Origin of the sequence: Phocaeicola abscessus CCUG 55929, assembly GCF_000312445.1 — a bacterium.
In the GTDB taxonomy this organism is placed as follows: domain Bacteria; phylum Bacteroidota; class Bacteroidia; order Bacteroidales; family Bacteroidaceae; genus Phocaeicola; species Phocaeicola abscessus.
In genome coordinates this window covers 52967-67313 of the sequence record NZ_HE997183.1, presented here as the reverse complement: position 1 = coordinate 67313, position 14347 = coordinate 52967, and the positions used below count along the sequence as shown (strand labels likewise).

The window sequence follows — 14347 nt, the reverse complement described above, 5'->3', positions numbered from 1 at the left end:
TAATCTTTCAGTCAAAAGACACTAATCTTTCTTTCAAAAGATCCTAATCTTTTTCGCGAAAGATACTGAGTTTTCGCTGAAAGGTGGCGCTGTTATCGATAATGAGGCGCAGGGAGGCTATGCCGCCCTGCGCCTCATCGACGATGGATTAGAACTGGTTCAATACTTTCTTTACCCTGTCGACGTCGGTCGAAGCCGGTACGACGTTCAGTTTCAGTTCGTCCATCGGTTTCAGCGCATTTTCTATTTTTCGCAAGGCCGATTTGTTTCCTCTCTTGGTAAATTCGTCGCGCAGGATACGTATTTTCTCGTAATCCTGAATGCCTGCGATCAGTCGCTCGAAGCGACCGGTTAGAAATTGAGATGAATGCTCCCGCCGGCCATGATCCAGATGCCGGGCTGTGGAACATCTCCGTAATCGTAATAAGTTTTATCGAATAGATTGTTGCCTTCCACATGCAGCGTGTAGCGAGAGGCATCCCACGACAGGCGCGCATCGACCAAGGAGTACGGCGACAGGCGATGCGAAGCTCCCTGCACGTCTGTGTAACTGCCGATGCGATCTTGGTAACGGTAGGAGACGCCTAAGTTCAACCGACCGGCCAAGTGCAATTTCAGTTCGCTTACGAATTGATGCTGCAAATATTCCAGCGCATAGTACGACTGCAGATGCTCCTCCAACATCTTGTCCTGATGGATATAGGCGTAAGCCAGTCGCAAGCCGGTCAACAGACGCTGTTCCGGCAATAACTCCCGAAAACGGAGATGTGCGCTTACCTCCGCACCTAACGCGCGGACTTTCGTATGGTTGACGGATCGCCATTCGGCATTCGCACCTTCTGACGTGTCCTTGATCCAGTCGATCTTGTTCTTCCCGTAGTGGCGATAAACGCTTGCCTTGGCTTCGATACCGGAAACGAGATAACGGAGGCCGCCTTCCCATGCGCTCAGCTCTTCGGGTTGAAGGTATTTGTTGGGCTTGTATCCTTTCAGCGAGTAATACAGTTCGGTGAACGAAGGCATTCGCAACGAGGTGTTGTACGAGGCATATGCGCTCAGGTTTCCGCTAAGGCGGTAGCTGGCGTCCACTCCCGGGTAAAATCGGAAGTTCATTCCGTTCCATGTATTTTTCAGAACGATGACGCCGGCGGAGAGCGTGAAGCGATTCCAAATGAAGTTGTGTTCCAAGTTTACGCTTAAATGGCTCCGGTTGATTCCTCGCGTGTAATCGCGATTGGTGCCGTGGATACGGCGGGGAGTGTTCAGTGGCTCGCCCAGGTTGGCGCTGAGGATATCCTCGTTGCGAAATTCTCCGCCAAAGGCTGTTCGGCCGCCTGCCCAATCGAAATAACTGTTTAGGTTCAGGCCGAAGACGTCCGTGCGATTGTAGTTGAATTGGACCTGTTCCTCGCTGCCGCGAATCAATTCGAAACGATCGTAATATCGGTTCCAATAAATCGAAGGGCGAAAGTGGAGGCTACCTTTCGTTTCCGCCTGAACGGCGGTGAAAATTTTGGCTACATGTTCGAACTGATCATCGAATTTGGGACTATAGAAGGTATTCGCTCCGAAATGCTTGGCGCTGAAGCCTGCATGCCATCGCACGCCGACCTGCTCGTCGCGGTACCGCCCCTGATAGAAAGCGCGACCTCCTTTGTAGTCTGAGTTGAGATGACCGGCGGCCGAGCGGGTGTATCCGTCGCTTCGCGCATAACTCCCCGAAAGCTGATGGTTCCAGTTGTCTGAAACGGCACTCGCTCTTCCGCCGGCTGAGAAATAACCGTACGAACCACTTCGGATATGAACGTCGACGCTGCTGCGATCGACTAATCGGGTGACGATGTTGATGGCACCGACTAACGAGGAAGTGCCGTATACGCGTCCAGCCGGTCCTTCAAGAATTTCAATGCGTTCTATTTCGCAGAGGTCGACGGGAAGTTCGAAGGTGTTATGTCCCGTTTGCGGATCGCAGATGTTGATACCGTTCAACAGGACGGTGATCTGTTCGTTTGTTCCACCTCGGATACTGATGTCGGTTTGAGCCCCGATGGCTCCTCGCTGTCTGACATCCACCCCGACGGCGTATTTCAGCAGATCGTTTACACTTTGTACAGGCGCAGCGGCGATATCGTTGCGATCGAGTACAGTTACCATTCTGGCCGACCGGCTGACGCTTATCGGCGCACGAGAGGCGGTCACTACCACCTCTTCTAACGTAAGTTCCCTTTGCGCAGAGGTTTGGGTCGTATCGACCTTCATGATTTGCGCACTGATACAGTCGACGTTCGCATAAGTCAACGTGCAAGCAGCCAGTACGCAGATCTTGACCTCTTTACCCAAACAGGCGAACAATGCATGTCCCTTGCGAGAAAAATGCTTGAACAGAAGAGGACTACGTTCCATTGAATTTGAATTGTACATATTTTTATCGGTTAAAAGCGCTCGTTCGTGGCGCAAAACGGTCTCAAAAGTAGTTATATTTCTTGAATTTGAGTATTTTTGTCGACGAAAAAGCATTTCGTTTATGACGCTTATCCGCTTTTTGAAAGATTGGGCGCTTCCCCTGGCGATGCTTGCGGGGACCGTTCTTTACCTGCCGTTTGCGTATATACCTTCTCTGGACGGATTGGCAAGATATTTCGATTCCATATTCGATTTTATCTTTCCGTGGTTCATGTTCCTCATTCTGTTCGTCACTTTCTGTAAGGTGGATTTTGCACAGATGCGCCCCGAACGATGGCATCTTGGAATAGGGACATTTCAGGTAGTACTTTCCGCAGCACTGGTCGGTACGATCCTGTGGTGCGAGTTGAGTGGGGACAATTTGGTCTTGGTGGAGAGCGTTCTTACCTGCGTGATTGGGCCGTGCGCCGCCGCAGCCGCCGTGGTGACGGAAAAATTGGGTGGGAATCTGACGTCGATGACTACGTATACCTTCATCTCGAATTTCCTGACGGCGATATCGGTACCGATTTGCTTTCCGTTGATAAATTCCGATTGGAGCATGGGCTTCTTTCGCTCGTTCGTCCTCATTTTATACAAGGTATGCGTCGTTTTGGTCGCCCCGATGGCGTTGGCTTATTTCGTGAAGCATTATGCGCATCGTTTCCATCGACTGATAATCAGTGTGAAAGATCTGTCGTTTTATTTATGGGCCTGTTCGCTGGCCATTGTAACGGGGACCACCGTCAAGCATATCTTCCATGCCGATGCCGCGTTGTCTTTCTTGCTCTTGCTCGCCTCTGCCGGACTGGTTCTGTGCATCATCCAATTCGTTTGCGGCAGGGCGATAGGTTCCAAGTACGGCGCTGCCATCGATGCAGGACAGGCCTTGGGACAGAAGAATACTGCTTTTGCCATTTGGATCGCATATACTTACCTGCATCCCTTATCGTCCGTCGGACCGGGATGTTATATCCTCTGGCAGAACATTGTCAACAGCATCGAGCTGTGGGATAAGCGGAGAAAAGAGAAGAGGAAAGCGGGTTCCGTAACGATGAACAGTTGATGCATTTCGCTTTATATTTGTGATTTGAAGAGGAGCTGTTGCCAAAGTGCCTGAAGAGGGGGGAAATCCAAGTAGCTGCGCTAAAAACGAACGTTTCGACGCAGCCACTCGGATTATATCATCTTCTGCTTACAGCGGAATGTATTCTACGAAAGCTTCCATCGCTTCGTAGCAGGCAAGTCCTAATTTGTCGTATAGGTTGGCCGTGCCGCGGTTGCGGTCTTCGCTGCGTTGCCAGAACAAACGTTCGTCGTTGCCCAGAAAAGGCGCGCTTTCCATTTGCGACTGATGCTTGAGGATAGAGTTTCGTTTGGCGCGAAGTTCCTCCGGGCTCAAGGGCACCGCCATCTCGATGTTTTCGATTTCCCATTCCGCCCAGGCACCGCGATACATCCATATCCGACAGTCTTTCAGCCATTCGGCTTTGTTCTCTTTTTCGACGTCGATTGCCGCCAAGACAGCGTCGGTACATACCTTATGCGTGCCGTGCGGGTCGGCCAAATCGCCCGCGACAAATATCTGATGAGGCTTGACTGTTCGTATCAACTTCAAGACGATCTCGATGTCGGTTTTGCCGATGGGGTTTTTGACAATCTTTCCTGTTTCATAGAAGGGCAGGTCGAGGAAATGAACCCGATGGAGCGGAATCTGGTTGTATGTGCATGCTGTACGCGCTTCTCCGCGACGGATCAGGCCTTTGATCGTCAATATGTCGCGGGTGTCGAGAGTCGTTTCTTTTTTCTCCGCTATGAACTTGCGGATGTTTTTATACATTTTCTTGATGGTTTCGTTGGAATCTCCGTCGAACAACTGATTAAAACCGTTGATGAAGTGCAAGAAACGCACGACCTCTTCGTCGCCTACGGCAATGTTTCCGGAGGTCTCGTAGGCCACATGCACCTCATGTCCTTGTTGCACGAGGCGGCGAAGTGTTCCGCCCATGGAAATGACGTCGTCGTCCGGATGGGGAGAGAATACGATCACGCGTTTGGGGAACGGTTTGGCGCGCTCCGGCCGATAGGTATCGTCGGCATTCGGCTTGCCGCCTGGCCATCCGGTGATGGTGTGTTGCAAGTCGTTGAATATTTTGATGTTTACGTTATAGGCTGAACCGTAGAGGGCGAGCAATTCGCTCAGACCGTTCTCGTTGTAATCCTTGTTCGTGAGTTTTAAAATTGGTTTGTCGATCAGTTGACAAAGCCAAACGATAGCGCTGCGGATCAACTTGTCGTTCCATTCGCAGTTGGTGACCAGCCACGGGCGCTGGATCCTCGTCAGGTGAGCTGCCGCAGGGAGGTCGATATACACGCTCGCATTGTTGTGTACCTGCAGATAGGAAGCTGGCAGAGAATCGCTGTCTTTCTCCTCCACGGCCTTGCGAATAATATCCGCTTTGGTTTCACCCCATGCCAACAGATATGCTTTCCGGGCTGACATGATGGTGGAGACGCCCATCGTAATGGAGCAGGGAGGTAGGTTGTCGATACCCAAATTATTCGATGCTTCCGTCCTCGACGTGGCGTCGATCAGGATTAAACGCGTGTTCGAGCTCAGGGTGGAGCCAGGTTCGTTCATACCGATGTTACCTTCGCGTCCGATACCCATCAGGACGATGTCGAGCCCCCCGAACGTCTGAATACGCTGTTCGTACAGCCGGCAGTAGTCGATGACCGATTCTTGCGGGATCATGCCATCGATGGTAAAGATATTGTGCTTGTCGATGTCCACCTGATCGAGGAAAAGCTCGCAAAGTTGCTGGTAACTGCTCCTCGAATCTTTCGAAGGCAACGGATAGTATTCGTACAGATTGAATATGACGACATTGCGGAAACTCACGCTCTCGTTGCGGTGGCGGCGAACCAATTCCGCATAGAGCGGACGAAGCGACGAGCCGGTGCCGGCGGCAATCACACAGAACTTACCGTCGCGTTGGCGTTCCTGTATCTTGTTGATTACTTCCGTGGCTATCGCTTTGACACCCTCTTCTATCGTTTCGTAGATATACGTAGGGATCTTTTCGTAACGGGTAAGGACGGAACGCTCTACCGCATTTTCCGGTTTGTAATATTTGGGAGATACTCTATTGAGTGAAATTTGTGAACTTAAATCTGTTCTCATATCGATTGTTTTTATAGGTTGTTCTTTTCTATATCTTTGAAGTAACGGTAGGTGCCTACTTTCAGCTCGTCGGTGGCTGCTTCGTCGCAAACGATGATGGCGTGTGGGTGGAGTTGCAGCGCACTGATGGTCCACATCTGGGTAATGCCTTCTTCCACGGCATGCTGTAAGGCGCGGGCCTTGTTGTGTCCATTGCAGACAATCAGTACCTCTTTGGCGGAGAGCACCGTGCCGACACCGACCGTCAAGGCTGTCTTGGGAACCTTATCGACGTCGTTTTCGAAGAAGCGCGCGTTAGCGATGACGGTATCCTTCGTCAATGTTTTGATACGAGTGCGCGACGATAAGGACGAACCCGGCTCGTTGAATGCAATGTGCCCGTCGGGTCCGATGCCGCCCATGAACAGGTCGATACCTCCACAGGCTTCGATGGCTTTCTCGTAGTCGGCGCATTCCGCTTCCAAGTCGTTTGCATTCCCATTCAGTATATGGATATGTTCCTTGTGGATGTCGATGTGAGCGAAGAAATTCTTCCACATGAATGAGTGGTAGCTCTCGGGATGATCTTCCGGAAGTCCGACGTATTCGTCCATATTGAATGTGATGACGTGCTTGAAAGAGACTTTGCCGGCTTTGTGCAGGGCGATCAACGCCTTATACGTGCCTAAGGGCGACGACCCTGTAGGACAACCCAAAACGAAGGGCTTCTCTGCCGTCGGCCCGGCGGCGTTAATTCTGCCGGCCACGTAATTGGCAGCCCATTGAGAAAGTTTCTCATAATCGGGTTCTATAATTACTCTCATAGTGTTTAATATTTATATTTCGTTTTATTAAAACGTTCCAAAGTTACTTAAAAGGAATGAATGCCGCCGTCATTTTAATATACTTTATGGTTTGTCGTAAGTTCATCGCGAAACGTTTTCCACTGCTCGCTGAGTTCGACCATTGAACGGAAGAGGACATTTGCACCCGAATCCCACAATACCCGGTCGGGGAGCGGCCCTGTATTGACTGCGAGGGTGAATATTCCAGCGGAAGAGGCTGCCTGCACGCCCAGCGGTGCATTTTCTACCACGATGCCTTCGTTCGGCTGCAGTCTCCCTTTTTTCAACCCTGTCAGATACGGTTCCGGACTTGGCTTTCCCTCCGTAACATCGAAGGCGGTCACCATCAGTTCTTTGAGAAAGATATGGGGGAAACTCCGGTTGAGCCGTTCCAACAGCGATTTCTGTCCTGAGCCGGTGACTAAGATGATTTTCAGTCCGTCGGTTTTGATTTGATTCAACACTTCCCAGGCGCCAGGCATCCGTTCCGGCTGGGGATGTTTGTTGAATTCCGCCACTTTATCGGCATATATCGCCTCGATCTCCTCCGGGGTCGCATCCCTGCCTCGTTCCCGGCGACTGACAATGTGGATTGTCCCTGCGCCGGTTCTTCCCTCGTGCAGATAGGCTTCTTCCCTGTCGAGGCGGAGCCCGTGCCGTTTCATCACCGTATGCCACGATTCCGCATGGGCAGGCATGGAATCGAACAATACGCCGTCCATATCGAACAACACGGCCTTCAGGTCGAACGAAGCGTAACCGTGTGTTTGCAGGTAGTTTTTGAATGCATCTCTATACATTGAAAGATTCGATGAAAGTATGAATGCTCTTTATCGTCGCTAAAACATTCTGTGGAAAAGTACTTTTCTTCCGTCGTACAAAGCGATACATTCCCCCGACGAAGAGAGTCGGGAAAGGAGGCATACAATGGTTTTTCACGAAGAAACGGATTACAATTTAGCCTGAATGGCTTTCGATTCGGCTTCGTAACCCGGCTTGTTCAGGAGGGCGAACATATTCTTCTTATAGGCTTCGACACCCGGCTGATCGAACGGGTTAACCCCCAAGAGGTAACCGCTGATGCCGCACGCTTTCTCGAAGAAGTAGATGATTTGCCCTAAATAATATTCGTTCAGTTGCGGAACGGACAGGCGGAGATTGGGCACACCGCCATCCACATGAGCCAATTGAGTGCCTAATTCGGCCATTTTATTGACTTGATCGACGCGTTTTCCTGCCAGGTAATTCAGCCCATCGAGGTTTTCCGCATCGGCGGGGACGATCAACTCGTGATTCGGCTCTTCGACGGAGACGACGGTTTCGTAGATGCTACGTTCACCTTCTTGGATCCATTGCCCCATGGAGTGCAGATCCGTGGTCAGATCGACCGAGGCGGGGAAGATGCCTTTATGCTCTTTCCCTTCAGATTCGCCGTACAGCTGCTTCCACCATTCGCTAATGTAGTGCAGCTTCGGATGGAAATTGGCAAGGATTTCGATTTTCTTCCCATTCTTGTAGAGGGCGTTGCGGGTTGCGGCATAGACGGCGGCAGGATTTGCCTCGAAAGGGGTGGTGGAGCCACAGATTTTTTCCATCGCCCGCGCGCCTTCGATCAGTTGTGCGATGTCGAACCCGGCCGCAGCGATGGGTAGCAAGCCGACCGGTGTCAGCACCGAGAAGCGCCCACCTACGTTATCCGGAATGATAAATGTCTTGTAACCTTCTTTGTCCGCTGTCAAGCGAGCGGCGCCTTTTCGGGCGTCGGTAATGGCCACGATTACTTTTCTGGCCATCTCCTTGCCGCGCTGCTCCTCGCATTGTTTCTTCAATAAACGGAACGAGAGGGCAGTCTCCGTCGTGGTGCCCGACTTAGAGATATTGACGACGCCGAATTTCTTGTCTTTCAGGAAGGCCGTCAGCTCGCACAAATAGTCTTCACCCAAATGATGTCCGGCATAGACGATGGCCGGCGACTTCCTCTTTGTCTTTAATCCTTCAAAACTATCGGATAAGGCTTCGATTACTGCGCGGGCACCCAAGTAGCTTCCGCCGATCCCTGCGACCACCACCACGTCACAGTTTTCGCGGAGGACGTCCGCTGTGGCTTTTATATCGGCCAAAAGGGCTGGTGTCGTTGAAGTGGGTAAATGTAACCAACCTAAGAAATCGTTTCCCTTTCCCGTGCCGTTTTCCAATGTTTCCATGCAGGCTTTTACCTGCGGTGCATAGGCTGCAAGAGTCTCTTCCGAGACGAAGCCTGCCACTTTGTCGATGTTCAAACTAATATTTTTCATCGTTCTTTCTGTTTTATCTGAATGAATCGGTTAATAATTTTATTTCGATCAGGGGAGAGATGCGTTCGTAAAGGATGTTGTAAACAGCGTCGACGATGGGCATGTTGACATGCAAGTGCCGGTTTATTTCTTTGATGCATTTCGTGCCGTAATAGCCTTCCGCTACCATCTCCATTTCGATCTGGGCGCTTTTTACGGAATAACCCTTTCCGATCATGGTCCCAAACACCCTGTTCCGGCTGAAATTGGAATAGGCCGTTACCAATAAATCGCCTAAATAGACGGAATCGTCGACCTCTCTATCGACAGGATTCACAATCGCCAGAAACCGATGCATCTCTTCAATGGCATTCGATACGAGCACCGCTTGAAAGTTGTCGCCATAATTCAATCCGCTGCAGATTCCTGCGGCAATGGCATAAATATTTTTCAACACTGACGCGTATTCGATGCCGGACACATCCTGACTTATTGACGTCTTGATATAGGCTCCGGCAAGGAAATGTGCAAAGCTGTCGGCTTTTTCTAGATCTTTGCATCCGATAGTGAGGTAGGAGAGACGCTCCAAGGCCACTTCTTCCGCATGGCATGGACCTGAGATGACGGCGATGTTGGTTTCTGGCACTTTGTAATTCTTCCGGAAGTATTCGGATACGATGACATTCTCATCGGGGACGATGCCTTTGATGGCAGTCACGATAAATTTATCCCTGATTTTGGCCTTCAATTTCTTGAGGTGGAGTTTCAGGTAGGGGGAAGGAGTGACGAAAATCAGCGTATCTGCCTCTTCCACCGCCGCATTGACGTCCGAGTTAAAGTGGATGCGTTGAATGTCGAATTGAACGCTTGTCAGATAGGCTGGATTATGCCCGAGGCGCTTGAACTCTTCTATGCGGTCGTCTCGTCTGAGATACCAGTTGATCGAATCAGCATTGTTCAGCACGATCTTTGCGATAGCTGTAGCCCAACTTCCGCCGCCAATGATCGTTATTTTACCTGGAAGTTTCATTGTATACGGTTAATCCATCCGGCAACTTCGTCTACAGTGGGGTTTGTCAATCCTAAGTGGTATTTTTTATTGATACCGCAAATATCCATTTGCACTTTCTGCGGATTCACGTCTTTCATATCCGATACTGAATTATATCCGGCTTTCTGTATGGCGGGTACCCAGTCTTCGTCGATGCCCAATTCCACATATTTGGAGGTGGGATCTTTCGGCGCCGTTTTTTCAGGGCGCATTTGCGGGAAGAGCATCACCTCCTGGATGTAGGTATTGCCTGTCATCAGCATGGTCAGCCGGTCGATACCTATTCCGATACCACTTGTGGGAGGCATTCCGTATTGCAAGGCTCTCAAGAAATCCCGATCGATGATCATCGCTTCGTCGTCGCCTTTTTCAGAGAGTTTCATTTGTTCCTTGAAGCGTTCTTCCTGATCAATCGGGTCGTTCAATTCGGAATAGGCGTTGGCCAATTCTTTGCCATTGACCATCAATTCGAAACGTTCTGTCAGACCGGCTTTGGAACGGTGCATTTTCGTCAGCGGAGACATTTCGACGGGATAGTCGATGATGAATGTCGGCTGAACGAAAGTCCCTTCACAGCAGGTACCGAAGATTTCGTCGATTAGTTTGCCTTTGCCCATGGTTTCGTCAATCTCTATGTTCAACTTTCGACAGACTTCCCGGAGTTGTATTTCGTCCATGCCGTTCAGGTCGTATCCCGTCTGTGTCTCGATCGCTTCCAGAATAGGCAAGCGGCGATAGGGGGCTTTGAAGCTGATGACCTTGCCGTCGATTTCTTTTTCCGGGCTTCCGTTGACGGCCGTACAAACAGCTTCGAGCAACTGCTCCGTAAACGACATCATCCACTTGTAATCCTTGTACTGCACATACAGTTCCATACAGGTGAACTCGGGATTATGATTCCGGTCCATCCCTTCGTTGCGGAAATTTTTCCCGATCTCGTATACCCCTTCGAACCCGCCCACGATCAGTCGCTTCAGATAAAGTTCCGTAGCGATTCGCATGTAGAAATTCATGTCGAGCGCATTAAAATGAGTGATGAAAGGACGAGCGGAGGCTCCTCCCGGGATATGCTGCAAAATAGGAGTTTCCACTTCCGTATAGCCGGCTCGATCCAAGTAGTCGCGCAACGTCTTGATCACCTGGGCGCGCTTCAAGAATATATCTTTCACTCCGTCGTTCACGATCAGGTCCACGTAACGCTGGCGATAGCGCATTTCGGGATCTTCGAACTTGTCGTAGGCTATCCCGTCTTTATATTTTACGATAGGCAACGGCTTCAATGATTTCGACAGGACTGTCAACTTACGGGCGTGGATGCTAATTTCTCCCATTTGCGTACGGAACACGAAGCCTTCGATACCGATAATGTCTCCCAAGTCGAGTAATCTCTTGAAAACCGTGTTGTACATCTCTTTGTTTTCGTCCGGACAGATATCGTCGCGCGTAATGTAAACCTGGATTCTGCCTTTCGAATCTTGCAATTCGATGAAAGAGGCTTTTCCCATGATTCGACGGCTCATCATTCGGCCGGCTACTGATACTTGTCGTTTCTCGGTGTCATCGTCTTTAAATTCGGCTTTTATATCGGTGGAAAATGCGTTGGTTACATATTCGGCAGCAGGGTAGGGATCGATTCCCATGGTGCGTAGTTCATCTAAACTGTTCCGTCTGATAATCTCTTGTTCGCTCAGTTCTAATACATTCATTTTGATAAAAATTTATCTCAATTTGCTTACAAAAATACTAAACATTTTTAAATGACCCATGCTTTTATCGGAATTTCTGTGTCTTTGCGCCCGTAGAGAGTTCAGCGGCAAGGGTGCTGTTGCGCAATATTTGTAAAACTCTTGGTTTAGGGTATGAAAAGAGGGGCGCAGGCGATCGCCTGCATACCCCTCATTCATTTCGTAAAAGCTCTCCTCACTTAGGGGGAGCAGTTTTTGAGAAATTTCGCTCCTTCAAACTTTTATTTTGACGCAGTCACTTATTCTTTTAAAGACCGATTATAATAAGAATCCTAATAATATACCGGCTGCGACGGCCGAACCGATTACACCTGCCACGTTCGGTCCCATGGCATGCATCAGCAGATAGTTGGTAGGATCGTATTCCAATCCGATGACTTGTGAGATGCGTGCGGAGTCGGGGACAGCAGATACGCCGGCATTACCGATCAATGGATTCAACTTCTTGTGCTTGGGTAGAATCAGATTGAATAGTTTGACGAAGCATACGCCGGAAGCGGTTGCGATAATGAACGATAAAGCGCCTAAGGCGAAGATCAGGACGGAATCGAAAGTCAAGAACTCGGAGGCCTGCGTAGAGGCGCCTACCGTCAAACCTAACAGGATGGTGATGACATCGATTAATGGTCCATTCGCCGTATTAGCCAAGCGGCGGGTAACACCACTTTCCTTCAATAGGTTGCCGAAGAACACCATGCCTAATAACGGAAGACCCGACGGTACGAAGAAACAGGTCAGTAACAGACCGATGATGGGAAACATCACTTTTTCCGTATGCGAGACGGGGCGCGGAGGTTTCATGTGGATGAGGCGTTCGCTGCGAGTCGTAAGAAGTCGCATGATAGGCGGTTGGATAACCGGAACCAAAGCCATGTACGAATAGGCCGATACAGCGATGGCACCCATCAGATTCGGAGCTAATTTCGAAGAAAGGAAGATCGCCGTAGGACCGTCCGCACCGCCGATGATACCGATTGCACCGGCTTGCATCGGGTTGAAACCGAGTAACAGAGCCAACATGTAAGCGCCGAAGATACCGAATTGAGCTGCAGCACCGATCAACATCAATTTCGGGTTCGAGATCAATGCGGAAAAGTCGGTCATGGCTCCAATGCCTAAGAAGATCAGCGGTGGATACCAGCCGGACGTCACGCCTTGATACAAGGTGTTCAAAACGGAGTTCTGTTCATAGATACCCAACTGAAGGCCCGCATCCATGTTGAAAGGGATGTTGCCGATCAACATGCCAAAACCGATAGGGATCAACAGCATCGGCTCGAATTCGTGTCGGACGGCCAGGTAGATGAAAAAGCCCCCCACCAAGATCATGATAAAGTGTCCCGGCGTGGCATTCGCAAAGCCCGTGTACGTCCAGAAGTCGGCCAGATTATTTCCGATAAAATTAAAAAACTCTCCCATATCATCCAATCATTATGAGGTCCGTACCTTCCAAGATAGAATCGCCTTTGTTAACAAGGATCGAGGTAATCACGCCGTCGCGGTCGGCATTGATGTTGTTCTCCATTTTCATGGCTTCGAGGACGATCACCACTTGGCCTTTTTTAACTTCTTCTCCTTCCTTGACTTTGATCTCAAGGATAACTCCCGGAAGGGGCGATTTAACGCCCACGCCTTTTCCGACCGGTGCGGCCGCCTTAGGTACGGCTGCTTGGGGAGCAGTGGGAGCGGTTTTGGAAGCGGAGGGAGTGGGAGTGACTTTCGGAACTGTCGCTTTGGGGGCAGTTTCGTCGTTCTCCATTTCCACGTCATAAGAGGTGCCGTTAACCTCTACATGGGCGATGTTCTCTTCGATGTTTCCAACAGTAACGTTGTATTCGTTGCCATTGATTTTATATTTGAATGTTTTCATTGTTTTAAATCGTTTTAAAGGATGACTACTTTATTTTCTAATCGGTTTCGAACGCATCATGCTCACCTTTGAATTCCAGGGCGATTGCGTATTGCAGATGGTGATTACATTGCTTTCGAGGTCGTGCATGCCTCCCCGGAATTCGTAAAGCGCCATGGCGATAGCCGCATATACGTCGTTCGACGCGGAAGTTGCTTTAACAGCCGACTTCTCTTCTTTCTTTTCGACAAGCGAAACCGCATCAACGGTTTTCTTGTCATCCTTTACGGAATGATATTTACCTACGGTGCGGAAAGAGAGATAGAGCAAAAGCAGGGCTGTGAATACGACGCTCATCGCGGTAATGGCCATGCCGATGCCTGATTCATCTTTTTCAGTGAACTTATCCATTTTCGGATTCGACTCCTTGGTCATATTGTTGGCTTTCGGAGTGACATACTTGGAGGGATCGCCGCCACCTTTTACCTCCCACTGACTGCTGCCGTCGTCATGGCGGGCATACGACTGGTCCGCTTTCAGGGTGTTCTCGGGAATGGTGATCTCGTCGAGCAGTTTGGAACGGGTATCGAATAGCGCAATCCACGTTTTCTTCGTCGGATCTAAACTGAAATTCGTATGGAAAGTTCCTTTGTTAGCCTCTCCGTCGGCGAAGAATATGGTCTGTTGGCGTTGAGCGACTTTGGTGTTGATGTCCCCTTTCGGGATGATATAAGTGGCCGTGTCGCCAAGGGTGTTGCTCATTTTGAGGTAACAGCCTGCCAAATCAGCTATATTATACGATTTATTGAATATTTCGATCCAAGGCGAGTGCTCTCCGTAAGTATTCACGTAACTCGTTTCGTTGGTCATGAGTACTTCGTTGATCAGGAACTTGGAATCCACGCGTCGGGGATTACACGAGCCGAGTCCTGCCCATAATCCTGCAGAAAGAAATATTCCGATAATTGTTTTCTTCATT

The 14347-nt window shown here is 49.8% G+C and carries 11 protein-coding genes; 1 reads left to right on the top strand and 10 read right to left on the bottom strand.

The genetic code is table 11. The features are described from left to right. Positions 1–351 precede the first annotated feature (351 nt). The gene (locus BN102_RS04290; RefSeq protein ID WP_019207856.1) at positions 352–2421 is read right to left on the bottom strand and encodes a TonB-dependent receptor plug domain-containing protein; all 2070 of its coding nucleotides are present in this window, start codon (positions 2419–2421) and stop codon (positions 352–354) included. 103 nt (positions 2422–2524) lie between these two features. On the opposite strand from BN102_RS04290, the gene BN102_RS04285 reads away from it, so the two are divergent. Continuing rightward, positions 2525–3508 carry a bile acid:sodium symporter family protein gene (locus tag BN102_RS04285; RefSeq protein WP_019207855.1) on the top strand — a complete coding sequence of 328 codons (984 nt, stop codon included), beginning with the start codon at positions 2525–2527 and terminating at the stop codon, positions 3506–3508. A gap of 129 nt (positions 3509–3637) precedes the next feature. Here BN102_RS04285 and BN102_RS04280 read toward each other — a convergent pair whose 3' ends face one another. The 9 genes from BN102_RS04280 to BN102_RS04240 all read right to left on the bottom strand — a co-directional run bounded on the left by BN102_RS04280 (position 3638) and on the right by BN102_RS04240 (position 14346). Beyond that, complete coding sequence (locus BN102_RS04280; protein ID WP_019207854.1) at positions 3638–5626, bottom strand: glucosamine-6-phosphate deaminase; 1989 nt, start codon at positions 5624–5626, stop codon at positions 3638–3640. Between the two features lie 11 nt (positions 5627–5637). Beyond that, positions 5638–6429 carry a glucosamine-6-phosphate deaminase gene (gene nagB, locus BN102_RS04275; RefSeq protein WP_019207853.1) on the bottom strand — a complete coding sequence of 264 codons (792 nt, stop codon included), beginning with the start codon at positions 6427–6429 and terminating at the stop codon, positions 5638–5640. Between the two features lie 74 nt (positions 6430–6503). Further along, the gene (locus BN102_RS04270) at positions 6504–7250 is read right to left on the bottom strand and encodes an inorganic diphosphatase (protein ID WP_019207852.1); all 747 of its coding nucleotides are present in this window, start codon (positions 7248–7250) and stop codon (positions 6504–6506) included. Positions 7251–7400: 150 nt separating this feature from the next. Further along, on the bottom strand, positions 7401–8744 hold the full coding sequence (locus BN102_RS04265) for a glucose-6-phosphate isomerase (RefSeq protein ID WP_019207851.1): 1344 nt from the start codon (positions 8742–8744) through the stop codon (positions 7401–7403). Positions 8745–8757: 13 nt separating this feature from the next. Further along, positions 8758–9753 (bottom strand): NAD(P)H-dependent glycerol-3-phosphate dehydrogenase, encoded by a 996-nt coding sequence (locus BN102_RS04260; protein WP_019207850.1) that lies wholly within the window; start codon positions 9751–9753, stop codon positions 8758–8760. After that, the gene (gene lysS, locus BN102_RS04255; protein WP_019207849.1) at positions 9750–11480 is read right to left on the bottom strand and encodes a lysine--tRNA ligase; all 1731 of its coding nucleotides are present in this window, start codon (positions 11478–11480) and stop codon (positions 9750–9752) included. The genes BN102_RS04260 and lysS overlap by 4 nt, the downstream gene beginning before the upstream one ends. A 297-nt stretch (positions 11481–11777) precedes the next feature. Further along, on the bottom strand, positions 11778–12938 hold the full coding sequence (locus BN102_RS04250) for a sodium ion-translocating decarboxylase subunit beta (protein WP_019207848.1): 1161 nt from the start codon (positions 12936–12938) through the stop codon (positions 11778–11780). 1 nt (position 12939) lies between these two features. Next, a complete protein-coding gene (locus BN102_RS04245; protein ID WP_019207847.1) occupies positions 12940–13389 on the bottom strand; it encodes a biotin/lipoyl-containing protein in 450 nt (149 codons plus the stop codon). Positions 13390–13419: 30 nt separating this feature from the next. Beyond that, on the bottom strand, positions 13420–14346 hold the full coding sequence (locus BN102_RS04240) for an OadG family transporter subunit (protein ID WP_019207846.1): 927 nt from the start codon (positions 14344–14346) through the stop codon (positions 13420–13422). Position 14347: the final 1 nt, after the last annotated feature.